The sequence below is a fragment of the Acidobacteriota bacterium genome, from assembly GCA_040756905.1.
In the GTDB taxonomy this organism is placed as follows: Bacteria; Acidobacteriota; Aminicenantia; order JBFLYD01; family JBFLYD01; genus JBFLYD01.
Window position 1 is genome coordinate 1 of the sequence record JBFLYD010000029.1, and the last position, 17763, is coordinate 17763.

At 33.0% G+C, this 17763-nt stretch carries 13 protein-coding genes; 5 read left to right on the top strand and 8 right to left on the bottom strand.

Translation table 11 applies throughout. From position 1 onward, the window contains the following. The 5 genes from AB1410_04230 to AB1410_04250 form a co-directional block, all read right to left on the bottom strand. Positions 1-569 (bottom strand): lysylphosphatidylglycerol synthase transmembrane domain-containing protein (locus tag AB1410_04230; GenBank protein ID MEW6455906.1); only part of this gene is annotated, 569 nt, incomplete at its 3' end. 79 nt (positions 570-648) lie between these two features. Next, positions 649-1383, bottom strand: a complete 735-nt coding sequence (locus tag AB1410_04235) for an acyltransferase (GenBank protein ID MEW6455907.1) — start codon at positions 1381-1383, stop codon at positions 649-651. A 359-nt stretch (positions 1384-1742) separates the two neighbouring features. Next, the gene (locus AB1410_04240; GenBank protein ID MEW6455908.1) at positions 1743-2609 is read right to left on the bottom strand and encodes a hypothetical protein; all 867 of its coding nucleotides are present in this window, start codon (positions 2607-2609) and stop codon (positions 1743-1745) included. Positions 2610-2684: 75 nt separating this feature from the next. Further along, positions 2685-4409: a radical SAM/SPASM domain-containing protein gene (locus tag AB1410_04245; GenBank protein MEW6455909.1), complete on the bottom strand. Its 1725-nt coding sequence runs from the start codon at positions 4407-4409 to the stop codon at positions 2685-2687. A gap of 120 nt (positions 4410-4529) precedes the next feature. Continuing rightward, a complete protein-coding gene (locus AB1410_04250; protein ID MEW6455910.1) occupies positions 4530-6686 on the bottom strand; it encodes an AZOBR_p60025 family cell surface glycopolymer formation protein in 2157 nt (718 codons plus the stop codon). A gap of 102 nt (positions 6687-6788) precedes the next feature. Between AB1410_04250 and AB1410_04255 the strand changes: the two genes are divergently transcribed. Beyond that, positions 6789-7499, top strand: a complete 711-nt coding sequence (locus tag AB1410_04255) for a glycosyltransferase family 2 protein (GenBank protein MEW6455911.1) — start codon at positions 6789-6791, stop codon at positions 7497-7499. 21 nt (positions 7500-7520) lie between these two features. Here AB1410_04255 and AB1410_04260 read toward each other — a convergent pair whose 3' ends face one another. After that, entirely contained in the window at positions 7521-9629 is a 2109-nt protein-coding gene (locus AB1410_04260; GenBank protein MEW6455912.1) for a glycosyltransferase family 39 protein, read from the bottom strand. A 377-nt stretch (positions 9630-10006) separates the two neighbouring features. Here AB1410_04260 and AB1410_04265 point away from each other — a divergent pair, with 377 nt between their 5' ends. The 3 genes from AB1410_04265 to AB1410_04275 all read left to right on the top strand — a co-directional run bounded on the left by AB1410_04265 (position 10007) and on the right by AB1410_04275 (position 14146). Further along, positions 10007-10267, top strand: a complete 261-nt coding sequence (locus AB1410_04265; protein MEW6455913.1) for a FeoA domain-containing protein — start codon at positions 10007-10009, stop codon at positions 10265-10267. Continuing rightward, positions 10245-12194, top strand: a complete 1950-nt coding sequence (gene feoB / locus AB1410_04270) for a ferrous iron transport protein B (GenBank protein MEW6455914.1) — start codon at positions 10245-10247, stop codon at positions 12192-12194. The genes AB1410_04265 and feoB overlap by 23 nt, the downstream gene beginning before the upstream one ends. Before the next feature lie 263 nt (positions 12195-12457). Continuing rightward, on the top strand, positions 12458-14146 hold the full coding sequence (locus AB1410_04275) for an amidohydrolase (protein ID MEW6455915.1): 1689 nt from the start codon (positions 12458-12460) through the stop codon (positions 14144-14146). Here AB1410_04275 and AB1410_04280 read toward each other — a convergent pair. Further along, entirely contained in the window at positions 14143-16560 is a 2418-nt protein-coding gene (locus tag AB1410_04280; GenBank protein MEW6455916.1) for an ATP-binding protein, read from the bottom strand. The two genes, AB1410_04275 and AB1410_04280, sit on opposite strands and share 4 nt — an antisense overlap. Positions 16561-17069: 509 nt before the next feature. On the opposite strand from AB1410_04280, the gene AB1410_04285 reads away from it, so the two are divergent. After that, positions 17070-17363, top strand: a complete 294-nt coding sequence (locus tag AB1410_04285; GenBank protein ID MEW6455917.1) for a hypothetical protein — start codon at positions 17070-17072, stop codon at positions 17361-17363. A gap of 221 nt (positions 17364-17584) precedes the next feature. Here the strand turns inward: AB1410_04285 and AB1410_04290 are convergent, their stop codons facing one another. Next, complete coding sequence (locus AB1410_04290; protein MEW6455918.1) at positions 17585-17716, bottom strand: hypothetical protein; 132 nt, start codon at positions 17714-17716, stop codon at positions 17585-17587. Between the last annotated feature and the right edge of the window lie 47 nt (positions 17717-17763).

A 17763-nucleotide genomic window follows, 5' to 3' on the forward strand; every position in this document is an offset into this window, starting at 1 on the left:
ATTATAACATAGATAATCTGTGTTGTTTTAAATTTATAAGAGAGAATGGAAGAATAAAATTCCTGTAATTTATTTCTAAATTTATCAAAGAAAGAAAAATTAAAAAGAAAGGAAATTTTTTTCATAATTTTTTGATTAAAAAATATTATCAGCCCGATAACTGATAGAGCCAGAAGGGAAGAAATTGTAATCCCGATTGATTTTTCCTTTTCAATTCCAAATCCAATCATGTAAGAAAAAAAAGAGATAAAGATTAAAATAAATATTCCAGTAAATCTTTCAATCAGGACCGTGCTCATTGAGGGGATACTTTTTTCTGTTTGTTTTGAAATGTAATACATTCGCATAATATCTCCCCCTACCCCTGTTGGAAGAAATGTGTTGAAAAAATTTCCGATGAAATAAAATTTTAATAATTTCACAAGGTTAACATTTATGTTATGGGCTCGGAGAAGAATCTGCCATCTGTTACTGCTGAATGATATTCCCACAAAATGGAGCAGGAAGGCGAAAATGATGTAGAGTTTATTAGAATTGACCAGATATGTGGATAATTTTTTCAAATCCAATTTTAGAATTATAAAAATTATTAATGAAAGACTTATGAGAATCCTTAAAAAAATGAATAAATTTCTTTTTTTATCTCTTTTAATTTCCCTTTTCCTTTCGTGTTCTTACTGGTTTTGCAGGACTTCCAAATGCCACATGGTATTCTGGGATATCATTGAGAACTATAGAACCTGCTCCAATTACGCTGTCTCTTCCGATTGTAACCCCATCATTTACAAAGACAAGGGCTCCGAGCCATACATTATCTTCAATATAAATCCCCTTTGAGGAAGTTTGTTGGGCAATTACAGGTACATCGAGCCTATCCATCTCCCGTTTTGAACCTATGATATGGCACGATGCTGCCATGATGACATTTTTTCCTATTTTAACCTTGCTTGCTGAATGGATTATGCTGTTGTTTCCTATGTTTGTGTTGTCGCCTATTTCGATAGTTCCAAAATGGCAGGATAGAATTGTGTTTCTGTTAATAAAAACGTTATTACTGATTACTATTCCTGGGTTTTCAGTGCTCTTTCCATCAAGGACACAGTTATCATCGATTATTACATTGTCTCCGATTATTATTTTATGGGGATGCCTGAATGTAATGCTTCTGCCGAAAACTACATTTTTACCAATTTTTCCAAAAATAAAAGGATATGATATTTTTCTTAAAAAAAATCCAATCCCTCCTGGAAGAGACGAGATGAAAGTTGTAATTATTTCGAATTTTAAAAGATCCCAGAATCCTTTTTTTCCAACGAATATTTCTCTATATTTTTTAAAAGGCGACTTTTTCTCATCGGTCAGTTCTGACTGGAATTTTGTCATATATTTCATGGTATGCAAACTTATAACAGATATAGAAATATCAGTCAAATTTACAAAAACAGGTCAACCATGCCCGCTACGCATTCGTGACGGTTTTCAGGAACCTTCGGTTTCTCCTCCATCCTTCCTGCTCACTCTTGCATGTTCAGTGTTAGAAATTTACTGTTAATTGATTATTATAGTGAAAGCTAAAAATAAATAGACGTAGGGCAAAGCTTTAGCCTTGCAAAAAGCAACCCTCAAGGGTTGCCCTACAAAGAAAATGTCAACTTATTTATGCCGTTCACTGTAATATGTTTGGAGATATATCGCTCAAGAAGATGGTTGACCTATTGATTTGAATTAATAAGAAACGAAATTTATCTGAAGTAAATTAGAAAAATCATAACACCTAATTCTCTTGTATCCGTTGATTTTGGATCCAGGTTTGCAGGAGTAAAAGTTTTATCGGTTGAAATTACAAGTTTTAATTCATCAGCAGATCCCATGTCTTCTGTTGTTAATTCAAATCTTTTCTCAAAATCTCCTGTTTCAGGTATAAATTCTTCTAAAACTTTTCCATTAAAATTAATCTGAACCTTCTGGTCTTTAAAGACTGATTTATTGACTCCCCCTTTTATTATTAATTTTGCTGGTCTGTGGGGGTTATCTATGCTGCATACAGCTTCTTTTTCTGTCCATCTCCAGACTTTATTCAGTCTTACATCTCTTTCTTCATTATGCCATCCAGATTCATATATTACTTCAGGAGTATCGTATGGAGGAGGAAGAATTTTAATTTTTTTAATTAAAAGCGTGTATTTATCTTTTCCATGTTTATTCATGGGATTATGAAGGCCAATCGTCAATTTCACAATTTCTTCGCCTTTAAATGATGGGTCAAATTCATCTATGAATCTTGGGATAAAAATTTCCCTTTTATATTTGATTTCTCCCATTTCTTTTTTCCATTTAGTTGTTTTAACTGGAGGTAAATGGTCATCCTGAAGTATCATATTTTTATGTCTATCTGAAAAATGGGTGAAAACCCAATAATTTCTTTTTAATCCTTTAAAATTCTCTTTGAGTTTCCAACTATATTCAATTTCAGTAAATAAAAAATCCGTTAATGGAGAGTCTGAAAACTTCACATCTGGCGTAACTCCTATCTCAGCTATCTTCCTTTTACAGGATTGAATAGATATAAGAATCATCGCTGGGATAAGAAAAATTAGGAATCTTTTCATACATATCCTCCTTCCTAAAAACATGAAACATTTTAAAAAAGGAATTTTTAAATGTCAAATTGTATTCACTTTTTGTTAAAACTTTGTCCTTAAAAAACGATATAATTTAATAGGAATTCGAAAGAATAACCTGTTTATAAATCGCAAGGAAGCGTATCTTTTTATTGTTAGTAAATTAGTAGATATTATTTTTGGTGGGCAGTATCTTTGGACTATTGGACAGGCAAGGCTTTCACGACAATAAGGACTGAAACGACCTTCTCTCAGGTATTTCCTCATTTCTTGTAATACAGGAGAATTCCAGGCTTTAGCCCAACTATTCATTGGAGCTATGGGTTTAGAGCCATGACAGCAGGGAAGGATACTTCGACGAAGAATATAATAACTTTGCCAAGGTTCTCGACAAAGAGGAAATTTTGAATGACCTAAATCATTTTCTATTTCATTTTCATTTTCTTTTAGATTTTTTTCCTCTTCAATGTTTACAATTGAGTCAGATTTAAAGCTTGAATTAGAATTTTGTTTATTTTGTTGGGCAGGTTCAAGAATACTTCCAAAGTAGAATTGATTAAGCACTTTAACACCATATTTTGTAGATAATTCACTGCATTTATTGAATATTTCTTTTAGTTCTTCCCAACTGAGGAGTTCATCTTCATAGTTAAAATGATATCCTCCTCTATCCCTTTCTATTTCAGGATTTTCTAAATAGTTGAGTGGCCTAAGAACTAAAAAATCAGCTTCTATATCCCTGCATAACTTAAAGAAATCTTCCAGGTCATCTTTATTAACTTTCATAGGCATAAAAATCATATAGATTTTTGGTAAATTCTCTTTTTTCTTTCTTTTTTGATTTAAGAAATAAAGCTGTGGAATTATAGAATTAAAGCGGTCATTTCTAATTTTAGCGTAAGTTTCTTTACTCGCAGCATCAAGAGATACATAAAGAAAAATCAACTTTCCTAATAGGGCCTCGATTGTTCTATTGGTAAAGACAAGGCCATTTGTTGAAATTTCAAGAAATTTTTTTTGATTATCTATGTGGTTAAGAATTTCTTCAAATTTGGGATGAAGGAAAGGCTCACCAATTGAACAGTTTACTATATTTCTTGCGCAGTTAAAAAAATTACCATAATCTTTTAATGTTTGTAAATCTATAACAATTTCAGAAAATTTGCCTTCTAATTTCTTCATATCATCCCAGAGGCAGTAAACACAGGGTGGTTTTATATTACATTTTCCATAAAGATCTATTCCTAAAGAAAGAGGGTAAGAAGACATTTCTGTTTTTCCTTCGATAGTCTCTTGAATATTTAATAATGCATTTTTATGGAAAAAAAGGAAATGAGCATGTTTTTCTTCACTATTATGAAGTTCTAAACGTGCAACCCTTATCCCCAGTTCTCTTTTATCGGTTGGATAATACTGACGAGGAAATATTTTATTTAAAGAAAGAGCGAATTCTATTTTTTCTTGATTTTCAAAAGCCTTTAAATCATCCGGCAAAGATAAACTATAATAATTCCATTGATGTAAAAGTGCAAAAGAAGCAATCGTTTTGTTCATTAAATTAATAGAAAGATGTTGGCTGCAATCGCTGAATTCTGAATAAAGGAAAAATGAAAGGCATTTATATTTAACTAAGTTTTCTATTGAAATGAAAAGATTTGCTTCTTTTGACATCCAACGAAAAGGAAAAATATCCTCATATTCCCATTCATACCATCCCTTTCCAAAAGAAATGTGCCCTCCTTCCGGGAGAATTATATTTTTCTTTTCAACATAATTTAAATTTTTCATCAATTATTTCTCCCTTTTTTTTCAACGATTTTAAGAATATAAGATAAATTATATGAAATCAACAGTTATATTTCTATATTAAAGGTAATCAATATTGAAAATTTTATTTTTCTTATAATTTTAAATTACTAAAGCATTCATTTTTAATTGTAAAAATAACAAAAATAAAAAAATTATTAATAGCATTAAATAATTTCTGTCCCTGTTTATTATTGAATTAATTAAGAAAAATATAATTCCTTCTGAAGTTACCCTCATGTATGAAAATTGAGCCCATATATTTTCACTTAAAAAGAAGTAAGAAGTAATGTAGAAAAAAAATGAAAAAGAAAAGGGGTTTTTATCCTGTATTAAATATTTAATAGATAAAATAAAGGCTATCATTAATAAGAGAAGGTAGAAGGAATAAATAAATTTATATTCTAAGGTGTTGAAAGGAAATGAAAAATTTTTGAGCATTTTTGATGTTTTGATTATTCCAGCAAAAGGAGAATCGATCAATTTATTGCCAGAAAGAAAAGAAAAATTTTTAAAATTTAAAAATAAATAAATTTGCCATAAAAAGTAAGAAATTATTGGAATAAAAAACATCATTGCTTTTTTAAAATGCTTTTTTAAAACAAAATAGAGTATTATTGAGAAAACAACTGTAATTGATGTTTCTCTTGTTAAAACAGCAAATGTTGCCAGAATAACAGATAGAACATATTTATTACTTAAATAAAAAAATAAAGCAACCATTAAGAAAAATATATTCAATGGTTCTGCAAGACATCTTGTAATTGGAGCAAAGAAACCCGGGAAAAGAGTAAAAATAATCGCAATTGAATTAGGAATATTAAAAAATTTTAGAAATTTCAATAAAAAATAAATGCACCCGAGAAGAGCAAAAATATTAATAAAAAATAATAAGTATGGAACGATTTTTTTCTGACCAAAAGAAAAAAAATATGCCAATAAGGGATAGCCAATCCGCCCATATCGATATGGAGGATTGTCAATGTTTTCAATGTAATCCTTACTTATTAAGAAAGGATCAAGAGAAATATAGTAAAAAAATTGCCCATCGTATCCTGGGCTATTCTTATGAATGTAAATATCTTCATTTATTCTTGAAAAATCCTTTATGAATTGGTCTCCAATATAAAGGAAGCCAGTAATATCCCAATTAAATTTTGGTAAATGAAGGAAGATTAATGAAATACAAATAAGTAAAGCAAAAATATAAGGGGTTAGCTTAGAATTAAGAGCTAATTTACCAAACAAGGTTATCTTTTTAATAATGAATGGAATGAGTTTTTTCCTAACGAATGAAAAGAGATGGGCTAATAACCTGATGGTTTTTAATGTGATAAAGGAAAAAAAATAAGCTAATAAATTGATTATTTTTAATACAGTATTCTTTAATTTTAAGTAAACATCAGGGATGTTCAATATTAAATGCAGAATTATAGAATTTATAAATATTAAGAAAAAAGACATAACAAAAAAACTTCTTGAAGGATAAACGATTTTATAATCGGAAAAATGGTTAAAAAAAGAAAATGAAGATAAAATAAAAAAATTTAATAAATATATGTATTTTGATAAACTGATAGCTTTGGTGATTGGCGTATTGAATAAGAAACAGAGAACAGACGAATAAGATATTCCTAAAATAATTGTATAAAATAAAATTATTAAAAAAATTAATGGTGAAAATTTCTGTGGCTTAATTTGAATAAAATCATCCACCATATATCCTGGAAGGACTCCAGTGCTAAATCCTTTTACATTTGATAATTTAAGATATTGAATATTTAAAGGAACTAATGGCTCAGAGGTATTTACAAATGTTATTGAATTTTCTCCCTTTTGTATTACTTCATGAGGAATATTAATAAAATATTCTCTTTCTTCCTTTATTTCGAGGGTATTTAAGTCTTTTCCATTTGCTAAGATTTTTAATTTAAACGGGTTGGAGCATAAAATTTTCGGAGATATTTTAATAAGCAATTTAGCCCCTTCTTCAGGTATATTATTTAATTTAATAATACCCAATCTATTGTTAAAAATAACAATTGGTTCTTCATATTCATCATAGGAAAATAGGAAGCCTTCAGAGAAAATCTCTTTAAATCTCTCTTCAGATAATTCAATTCTTCTAAATACGAGATTAAAATCTGGGTTAATTTGATTCACAAAAAAATAGCTGAATGCCAATGAGAATAACAACCAGGTAAACAGAGCTCTCAATAGGGCAGGATGTTTAATTTCTAAGATTAACTTAAAATTCATTAAGGAATTATATCACAGTTCAAAATAGTTCTCTGAATCTCATGGAATAAAGAAAAGTAGTGAAATTGACAGAGTTTCTAAAAAAATTTATAATTCAGCTTAGTGAAAAAAGAACCACGAATAATAGCTATAATCCCTTCCTTTAATGTGGAATCCACTTTAGGAAGTGTAGTGGAAAATGTTAAGAAATTAGTAGATGAGATAATTGTGGTGAATGATGGAAGCGTTGATAGGACAAGGAAGATAGCAGAAGGATATGATGTGGATATTGTTGATCATTTAAAAAATATGGGACTTGGCTATGCCCTGAGAATGGGATTTGAGGAGGCAATGAAAAAAGATTTTGATGCTGTCATAACAATCGATGGAGATGGTCAGCATACGATAGAAGATATAAAGGAAATTATTGAAGTTTATAAGAAAGAAAGAAATTCTGTTATTTTAGGTTCCAGGCTTAAAAATAAAGCTGAATGGAAAAATTTCCCCAGAGCAAGGCTTATCGGGAATCTTTTAATGACATTCCTCACAAATTTAGCGTGTCAGAGAAAAATTACCACTGATTCTCAGAGCGGGCTAAGAGTGATTGAGAGGAATGTGCTTGAAAAGATAAGACTTAAAAGCAAAAGGATGGAGATAGCTTCAGAGATTGTGATGGAGGCTCATAAAAGGGGATTCAAGATCCATGAGATTCCCATAAAGGCGATCTACAGGGGGGAGAAATCCAATTATAGTGTTATCTTTGATACTCTTAGAATATTCTTTGTCATAGCAAGAAAGGCACTAGGGATGTATAAATTAAGATCCGGCAAATGAAAAAGGCTTAGCCTGAGCATTTTATTTTATCGACTTTATTTCCAGATAATCAATATAAAAATCTGTATGGGCATAATTTAGAACCTGTATCTTCCATTTGGATGTTTTCGAAAGCTGAATCCTCCATTTTATAGGGATAAAAAGAGAAGGCATCTTAAATTCATGGGAGTATACTATCTTTCTTTTCCTGAGCTTTCCGTCCTCTCTTAGAAGAATTAGTTGACATACTGGAGTATCTTTAAGGATATGGGATGGGGTTTTCATAAAAAATGTTATCTCAGTGGTTCCTTCCTTGAGTTCAACAGGAGGCGAATCCAGGATTGGGTATGAAGAGAATTTCTTTTGCGTAGACAAAACAAATCCCCTGGAGGCTTTCTCTTCAAACCTTGGCATCCCAAATGGTCCTGTTAGAGTTTCTGCTTCAAGAATTTGCTCCCTTTCTTTCCTCTTTCCCCTTAAATCAAAGAGATTCCAGAATTTTCTTCTATGATAGTAAGGTTCCTCTACAGTCGAATGGAGTATATGATATCGTGCCAGAAGGTTAGCGTCTTTCATTTCGGGAAAATTATTCATGTAAAAAGGAGTCTCTATATCATCCCATAAGAATGCATACTGAACTTTTTTTATCCTTAAAAAGTCAGGGTCTGTGTTGGTCATCCTTGGCCAGCAATGATAAGCTTTTATGTCATTGTTCATCGAAAGAGGAATAGCCCAAACTCCAGCCATAATAGCTCCTGGAAATGCCCTGGCAAAGTCTTCTGAGATTTCCTTCATCTGATATTTTGAATTAGAAAGGTAGTGGATTATTTCCTTGGAATTTATAAAAATTGTATACATTATGACAATCGATATAAGAATCTTTGGAATAATCCTTGGAAATTTTTTGAATAAATTAGAATATCTTATGAAGAGAATAATAATTGATACAGAGACAATAGATAAAAAGATGTCTATGAGAAAGAATTTTGAAAGCTTTTGGTATATATAAGGAGTATAAAGCCTTCTTAAAATATGGCTGAAGATAAAAAGGGAGAGGATGAAATAGAGAAAAAGCTCAATTATGTTAACCTTTTTCTTGGAATAAGCATCTCTATTTCCAAAAACTCTATGAGCGAAACCAAAAAAAATAAATAGCATTGGAAATAAAAAGTCAAAATAGTATCTCAATGGTCTCCAGAAGAGAATTGAATGGAGGGAGTAGCCAAATCCTGCCCAGCAAAATCCCATAACCTCCAGAGGAGTGAGCTTCTCCTTTTTATGGAAATAGGCTCTAATCAAAAAGAACATCAGGATGCTTACAAAGATACCAATAGGAACAAAGGTTTCATGGATTGAGAAAGGAGCCCTTGAAAACCAGTGGAAAAGGATATCCTTTTTGATGTTAGCAAACATGATTCTTATATTATAAGAACCAAATCTTTCATATATTTCTCTGTGGGGAATATAGGTGAGGAAAAGCCAAACAAAGATTGAAAGAATTAATCCAGTTAAAAGGTATGTGGTGTCCACCATTGCCTTTTTTATTCTCTCCCTTTTCCCTATTATCTCCAATACATGGGCAATGAAAAAGATGGCAATAAAATAAAGTATCTTTGGTTTGGAGTTGTAGGCGAGCCAGAGGCAAATCCCTGAAAAAAAGAGAAGGATTGGGAATCCCTTTATGCCCTTCTGCCATAGAAATATTGAAAGGAGAGCAAAGAAAAGCATCTCCGGTATTCTATCTGCAATTCTACTGTATGTAAAAAAAAGAAAATTGGTCCCAAGGATAATTACGCCTACCAAGGCTATTTTTTCTGAAAAGGAATCCTTTAAGATAAGGTAAAAAATGAGAAGGATCATGGCGCTGAAGAAGAGAGGAACAAGATTCATGCTCTTAATGCTTACTCCAAATATTAGAAATGTGAGATATGTAACATAATGGGGAACTATGGTAAGCCACATGAGGTTCCATTTTTCGTCTATTTCCCATGTTCCAAAGATAACCTTGTTCCTTGCATTATAGGCGTATTGGGCTGGGTCTCCATATTCTGCAACAGACATGAAAGGAGGGGGATCGGAATCGAGGTTGATAAGTTTCAGGCAGGTAAATATAACGATTAGGATTAAAGCAATTCTATCAGTCTTTCTCATATTTTTCTCAAAATATATAAACTATCCCTATAAAGAATGCAAGAACCAGAAATGTTGCAACAAGTTAAGCTTTATCGGTGGTTTAATAATTTGGGCAGCAAGGGTGACTTCGAAAACACGCTGTATTTTCCCCAGCGAGGAAAATAACAGCTCGGCACTCATACTTCGCTCTTCCTCCCCAATTATTAATTGGGGAGGAAACCATGCCCGCTACGCATTCGTGACGGTTTTCTCCGCCACCCTTGCTGCCAAGGAAAATATTAAGATAATTTCTTGTCATACGTAACTTTAATCAATTTCCAAAAAGATATTTGTTTGACAGGAAGAGGGAATTAGATTAAAGTTAAAAATGAGAATGAATCTAATTTTAAATTAGCATGAAACATCTTACTCTACTTGAAGCACCTGATTTTAAATTGCTTAAAGTTAAAGAAATTAGAGGAGGGAAGGGTCTTTTAAGAAGACTTTTCTCCTTGGGCATTCATGAGGGTGATTTGATTAAAAAAGATCAATCTGGAATATTTGGAGGACCGGTGCTTTTAAGAAATATTACCAGTAACATAAAAGTAGCGATTGGAAGAGGAATTGCCTCCAAGATAATTGTAGAAATATCTGATGAACAAAGAAAAAATACCTAAAATTGTCCTGATAGGCCAGCCCAATAGCGGAAAAAGCACCCTATTTAATTCAATCGCAGGCTTTAAATCAAAAGTTTCAAATTTTCCTGGAACTACTGTTAAATTTACTTATAGCGTAGTAAACATCAAAGGAAGATTGTTTGAAATAGTAGATCTTCCAGGAACATATTCTTTGCATCCATCAGATAGAGCAGAAGAAGAAGTAATTAAATACCTTCTTTACAATGATATTGACCTTATTGTTGATGTAATCGATGCTTCTGTTCTTTCAAGAAGTCTCGATTTAACCCTTGAATTAAAGGAATTAAAAGTTCCTTTTGTGATTGCCCTTAATTTGATTGATGATGCTGAAAGAAAGGGCATTCTGATAGATTATAAAAAACTTGAAGAAAAAATAGGAGCTCCTGTAGTTCCCACTATTGCGTTGTATGGGAAAGGTGTAAGAGAATTACTCCAAAAAGTTTTTGAGACCTATTTATTTCCTGAAAAAAAAGATTTTCTTTTTTTTACTACTCATATAAATGAAATGCTTGATAAAGTCAAGAAGCAGCTAAATTTTCCTAATTTAACCCAAAGATTAAGATATCCTAAAAGATTTTTCTTAATAGAATTGCTTGAGGGAAATGAAGTAATAGAGAAAGAAATTTTAAGTCAATGTAAAGAATTAGAAGACTCAATCGTTTCAATAAGAGAAGAAATCCTTTCGAAGGAGGGTGATACATTCTTAGAAATAATATCTTCCCAGAGGCATAACATCTCAATGAAAATAGCTGAAAGTTCAACTTCAATTAAACATGGAAGAAAAATAACAATTGATGATTATATCGATAAGTTTTTGATGCATCCTGTTTTCGGCTATGTATTTCTTTTATTTATTTTTATTGGGTTTTTCTTTTTTGTAGTAAAAATTGGATCTTTTCTTGAAGAATTATTAATAATTCCCTTTGATGCCGTTAGAGCAGTTATTCAGGAGAGTATCAATATTTCTATTTTAAGGTATGTACTGGATGGAGCATTTCAAGGGCTTGGAGGAGGAATTGCTATAGTAATACCCTATTTACTGCCATTAACATTTTTGATGTCTCTGCTTGAAGATTCTGGATATCTTTCAAGAGCTGCATTTTTAATGGATACTTTTATGCATAAAATTGGACTTCATGGAAAGTCAATCCCTCCGTTTATCTTAGGATATGGCTGTAATGTTCCTGCTGTTATGTCCACAAGAATACTTGAATCAGAAAGGGATAGAATTGTTACTTCGCTGTTAATTCCTTTTATCCCGTGTTCTGCAAGGATTACAATAATATCCGCTATTGTAGCTTTTTATTTAGGTCCATTCTATGCTCTGGGATTATATATTTTTTCAATATTTTTGATCGGAATTATAGGAAAGATTTTAATGACTCTATTTCCTTCATCCACTCCTGGACTGACTCTGGAGATTCCCACCTACAAATTACCTTCGCCAAAAATCACTTTCCAGAAGGCATTTCTGCAGATTAAATTTTTTATTAATCATGCGCTTCCTATATTAATAATCGGAAGTATTGTGCTGAGTGTATTTCAATGGATTAATGCAGATAGTTTAATTAATTCTATATTCACGCCCCTTACCTCAGGTGTTCTGGGGCTTCCTTCCGCAGTTGGAACTACAATAATATTCGGCTTTTTTAGAAAAGAACTTACATTGATAATGTTATTACAAGCGCTCGGTATCTCGTTCAATAATATATCAGATGTATTAAATAGTTCTCAGCTCTTTACTTTTACCATTTTTGTAACATTTTATATTCCATGTCTTTCCACTTTTGTAGTTATGTGGAAGGAGCTTGGAAAGAGAATCGCTTTAATTTCTGCTTTAATTAGCACTGCAGTTGCTACACTTTTGGGATTCTTATCAAAGATGGCATTCAAATATTTTTCTTGAATCCTTTAATCAGAAAAGATATAAAAAATAAGGAAGCACTTAAAGTTTTATGGTGGTGATAATTTGGACAGCAAAGTTAAATTAATACAAATGCAATATATAATTTGTAGGGCAACCCTTTAGAGCCTGCCCCGAACTTGATTCGGGGGTTGCTTGATGCAAGGCTAAAGCCTTGCCCTACATGTAAAAATATTTTGTGCGTTTGTATTAATTTTTTACCAAAAGACTTTAAGTGCTTACAAAAATAACTAAAGGGAGGACGAATGGGAAAAATTAACTTTTATTTCATTTTTGCAATATTTATTATAGTTTTTTTAACTATGAATCTTAAAATCAGTTCTCAGGAGGAAAGAATGGTTGCAGACTTAGCCCTTACGAATGGAAATGTGATAACGATGGATTGTAAAATCCCTCTTGCTCAGGCAATAGCGATTAAAGGAGAAAGGATTCTTTTTGTAGGAAGTAATTTTGATATAAGAGCCTATATTGGAAAGCAAACGAAGATTATAGATTTGGAAGGAAAAACTATAATTCCTGGTTTAATTGATAGCCATGTCCATTTCATAGGCCTCGGAGAAAGATTGAGAAGTCTTAATTTTGTGGGTACAAAAAGCATTGATGAGATTGTTGAAATTATTAAGAAGAATTTAAATAAATATAAGCCCGGAGAGTGGATTCTTGGAGGAGGATGGGATCATGAAGACTGGGAGAAAAAAGAATTCCCAACCCATGGAGAGATCAGTGAAGTGGCACCTGATAATCCAGTTTATTTGACAAGGGTTGACGGGCATGCTGGGTGGGCTAATAAGAGAGCTATGGAGATTGCAAAGATTACAAGGGAAATAAAAGACCCGGCCGGAGGAAAAATAATAAGAGATTCATATGGAAACCCAACAGGAGTATTTATTGATGAAGCACAGGATTTAATCACAAGGCATATTCCAGAAAGGAGTTTTGAGTGGAGAAAAGAGAGCGCCAAAGTCGCCCAGCAGAAATGTCTTGAGCTTGGTTTAACTGGAGTTCATGATGCTGGTGTTTCAGAGGAGACAATAAAGATTTATAAAGAGCTGGCTGATGAAAATTTGCTTAAAATAAGAATTTATGCAATGCTCGGCGGTGAAAAAGTTCTTGAAAAATATTTAAAAACAGGCCCAGAAATAGCACTTTATAACAATAAATTATCCATTAGAAGTGTTAAATTATTCATCGATGGAGCACTCGGTTCAAAAGGAGCAGCTCTTTTTGAACCTTACAACGATGACCCTGGAAATTATGGGCTGTTGATGACAAGCGAAGAAAAGCTTTTTGAAATAACCAAAAAGGCAGTTGAAAACGGATTCCAGGTTTGCGTTCACGCTATTGGAGATAAAGGAAACCATATTACCCTGAATGTTTATGAAAAGGTATTGAAAGAAATCAATGGAAAAGATTGTAGATTAAGAATTGAACATGCCCAGGTTTTACTTCTATCTGATATACCCAGATTTTCAATATTAAAGGTTATACCATCGATGCAGCCAACTCATGCTACTTCAGATATGTACTGGGCGGAGAAAAGATTGGGAGAGAAGAGAGCAAAGGGCGCCTATGCCTGGCGTTCCCTTTTAAGGACCGGGGCAAGGATTGCTGCTGGTTCTGATTTTCCTGTTGAAGACCCCAATCCTTTATGGGGATTTTATGCTGCGATCACAAGGCAGGACCATAATGAGTGGCCTCGAGGAGGTTGGCATCCTGAAGAGAAGATGACAAGGGAAGAGGCTCTGAGAGCTTTTACGATTGATGCCGCATATGCATCATTTGAAGAAGATATTAAAGGCTCTTTAGAAAAAGGAAAATTGGCTGATGTGGTTGTTCTTTCAAAAGACATCATGCTTATTCCTCCAGAAGAAATTTTAAAAACAGAAGTTATAATGACAATAATAGGAGGAGAGATAGTTTACTCAAGGAATTAAAATCTTACTTTTTCCAGTTCAATTATTTTTTCTGCGAATTCCCGAAGCTTCTTATCAACCATATAGTTTACGGTTCCTTCCGGAAAACTTCCATCTTCTTTTCTTTCGCCAGCTTCAACTCCTGTTAGAATTTCAATTCCTTCATCGATTGACTTAATAGGGTATACATGAAACTTTCGTTTTTCCACAGCTTCGACTGCTTCTTTATTCAGCATCAAATCTTCCACATTCTGGTATGGAATAATGACTCCCTGAGTTCCTGTAAGGCCCTTTGCTTTACAGACTTTATAAAAACCCTCGATTTTTTCGTTAACACCACCAATGGGTTGAATTTCTCCCTTTTGATTTACAGACCCTGTAACCGCAATGTCCTGTCTTAATGGTAATCCTGAAAGGGATGAGAGAATTGCATAGACTTCAGTTGAAGAAGCAGAATCACCATCGATTTCACTGTAGGATTGTTCAAAGCAAAGTGTTGCATCCATAGCAAGAGGTTTGTCCTGGGCATATTTTCCCTTTATATAACCAGCAAGGATTAAAACACCCTTATTATGGGCTTTTCCACTTAACTCAGCCTCTCTTTCAATATTAATAACACCTGTTTTTCCAATGGAAGTTCGCGCTGATATTCTTGTTGGTTTTCCGAATGTATATTCTCCAAGATGGAAAATTGAAAGGCCATTTACCTGTCCCACAACTTTTCCTTCTGTATCTATCATGATAAGTCCTTCTTCGATCATTTCCTGAATTTTTTCTTCTGTTAATGAAACTCTTTTTCTCCATTCTTCAATTGCTTTTTCAACAGAAAAGGCATCCACCTTTTGTTTTCCATCCTTTTTAGCCCAGTAATTGGATTCTCTTATTAAATCTGCAACCACATTAAACCTTGTGCTGAGCTTATTTTTTCTTCCTGCCAGTTTAACTCCAAATTCAGTAACTGCAGCTACAGCTTCTTTTTCAAAAGGAAGAAGATTTTCTTCTTTACAAATCATATTTATAAAAGAATTATACTGGGTAATATTTTCCGGTGTATTTTTCATTACTGTATCGAAATCAGCTCTAATCTTAAATATTTTTCTGAATTCCTCATCGTAATAATACAGAAGGTAATAGAGATAAGGATTTCCGATTAAAATTACTTTTACTTTTATTTCAATTGGTTCTGGTTTAAGAGCACTTGTTGAAATTAAATAAAAAGGGTCTACTGATTGAATTTCAAGGACACCATTTCGGAGAGTTCTTTTCAACGTAGGCCAGACTCCTGGTTCCATAATCATGTCTGTTGCATTCAGGACTAAATGCCCTCCATTTGCTCTTAAGAGTGATCCAGCTTTAATCTTTGTAAAATCTGCCTTAAGTATACCTTTCCTGTCCACTTCTCTTTCAATAGTCCCAAATAAATTTTTGTACGAGGGAGAGGTTTCTATTATGATTGGCGATCCTTTTGTTTCCGAGTTGTCTACTACTACATTAACTGAAAACTTAAGAAATTGGTCCTCTGCTGAGACTTTCTTTAAATCTTCTGAACTCTCTTCTTTTTCCTGGAAGAGTTCCAGGTTTTTCATTATGTTTTCTTTTACATCTTTAAAGTATTGATTTAGCTTTTGATTTTCGTATTTATCTTTTATTTCATTCAGGAGAGATTCAAGATAGGGAAGTATTGCCTGGTCATTTAACTCATCCATTTTTTTGCTCAATTCTTTTGTTAATTCTTTGCTTTGTTTCAATATATCTTCCATCTCATTAATCAAATCGCCCTGAGATTCTTTAATCTGCTCCAATTTTTCTTTTGGAAATTTTCCAGTTTCAGTAAGGTTTTCAAGTTCTTCAAACTCGATAGTATTTCCATCCACCACTGGAAGTATGGCTGGTTTCAGAAATGGTCCCAATCTGAGCTGAACTAACTTGAATCCCTTTTCTACTACTTTTTTCTCAAAATTTCTAAGAATTTCTCGTTGATTTTCTTCGAATCTTTCAAAAATACCTTTTTTCTTCAATTGGTAAAGTTCACTTTCAAAGATTGCAGGGATGTTTGTTCTGAGCGAATCAATCAGATTTTCCATATCCTTTTTGAGCTCTTTTCCGTACCCTGCAGGAAGAGAAATCAGGATTGGCATGTCCGGGTTTTTGAAATTGTTTAAATAGCAAAGGTCATTCGGCCTTTCTTCTTTTTTTCCTAATTTTTCAAGGAGTTTTTTTATAGTTGTAGTCCTGCCTGTTCCCACAGGTCCATTTATAAAAATATTATAGCCAGGATTCTCAATCTCCAATCCCAATTTTATGGCATTAATGGCTCTATCCTGTCCGATTATTCCTTCAAGAGCACTTATTTCTTCTGGAATTTCTTCAGGAATAGATTCTAATTCACATTTCCATCTTAATTTGGAAGCAGGAAGCTCTTCAATTTTTTTCATTATTGAAACCTCCACTTTTAAGTTTACAATGAATTTATTTGGATATCAATTTTTGCAAATTAGGGAGCCATATGAATTTTTCAGAAGGGGTCATCCATCTTCTGAGCGATATATCGACAAGCATCTAAATACCTAAGAAACAAGTGATTCTTGAAAGAAAAAGGGGAAAGAAAAAGGAGACAGGCTACTTTTTTCACCAAATCTGCTTTTAAAGCAACTTATATATTTTAATCTTGTGTTATCGATCAAAAAAAGTAGCCTGTCTCCTTTTTCCTTTGTTCAAATTTAAAAAAATTCGTAAGTGTCACTAATTTTTTATGAGACCTCTGAAAAAGTCCATCTGCTGCGTTGCAGTCTCAGCTTTATCGCTTCAACGTACAGGAAGTACGCCTGCACTCAAAGCTTCACTGCGCTTAGTGTGCTGTCCAATAGATATCTACATAAACAAACAATTTCTCCTAAAGCACACTGAAGAGGTATGGAGAAGGAACTTCCCCGAACATAGGAGGGTGTCGGAATATGTATTCCGCACCCTCCTACATGCACCATTCTGGTGCATGGAAATAGATGATTTAAATTTAAATAAAAACCTTTTACACACTGCCCTTAAGGGCAGTGCTAGGAGCCTTTCGGATAAAAGGGAAGTGATTAATTCTCCTAATATTTCAGTTCTCCGAAAGGCTCCTATGAGCTGCTCAGCGAAGCGTCTAAGGAGATCTTTCTCCCATAGGGAAAGGTCATGGCACAATAAAATAACAAAAACAATTTTGAGTGCCATGACACTTGCATTTGGAGCTTTTTAAGAGGTCTCTTATATATCCACAATATAAAGTATCAAATTTTAGAAAGTTATTTTGTTGATACATAATTACTTTTTCAGAGACCTCTTTATTGATAAAAAGGTACATTCAGGAGTAAAATTTATTTTTTATTTAGATGGAGGAGAAGGAAATGAAAATGAAAGAGAGATTTCCAAAAGTTTTTAAAGTTTTCTTAATGATTATTTTTAGTTTAATTGTTATATCTAATTTATCGTGGGGACAAGAAAAGAAAAAATCTCAGGTTCCACCGACCCTATGCATATTCCGATGAATCTGGCCACTGATTCTGATTGAAACCGGCCACCTGTCGGAGCGAAGTGACGCTGAATTTTCATTATACCTCAGAGTGGCTGGATTGAGTCAAGGATGACTTTCTTTTCCT

Bases quoted from the DNA above. Each gene is read 5' to 3' on its own strand.
- AB1410_04290 (MEW6455918.1), bottom strand. From the start codon at position 17,716: ATGAAAATTCAGCGTCACTTCGCTCCGACAGGTGGCCGGTTTCAATCA.
- AB1410_04275 (MEW6455915.1), top strand. From the start codon at position 12,458: ATGGGAAAAATTAACTTTTATTTCATTTTTGCAATATTTATTATAGTT.
- AB1410_04265 (MEW6455913.1), top strand. From the start codon at position 10,007: ATGAAACATCTTACTCTACTTGAAGCACCTGATTTTAAATTGCTTAAA.
- feoB (MEW6455914.1), top strand. From the start codon at position 10,245: ATGAACAAAGAAAAAATACCTAAAATTGTCCTGATAGGCCAGCCCAAT.
- AB1410_04245 (MEW6455909.1), bottom strand. From the start codon at position 4,409: ATGAAAAATTTAAATTATGTTGAAAAGAAAAATATAATTCTCCCGGAA.
- AB1410_04260 (MEW6455912.1), bottom strand. From the start codon at position 9,629: ATGAGAAAGACTGATAGAATTGCTTTAATCCTAATCGTTATATTTACC.
- AB1410_04235 (MEW6455907.1), bottom strand. From the start codon at position 1,383: ATGACAAAATTCCAGTCAGAACTGACCGATGAGAAAAAGTCGCCTTTT.
- AB1410_04240 (MEW6455908.1), bottom strand. From the start codon at position 2,609: ATGAAAAGATTCCTAATTTTTCTTATCCCAGCGATGATTCTTATATCT.
- AB1410_04280 (MEW6455916.1), bottom strand. From the start codon at position 16,560: ATGAAAAAAATTGAAGAGCTTCCTGCTTCCAAATTAAGATGGAAATGT.
- AB1410_04250 (MEW6455910.1), bottom strand. From the start codon at position 6,686: ATGAATTTTAAGTTAATCTTAGAAATTAAACATCCTGCCCTATTGAGA.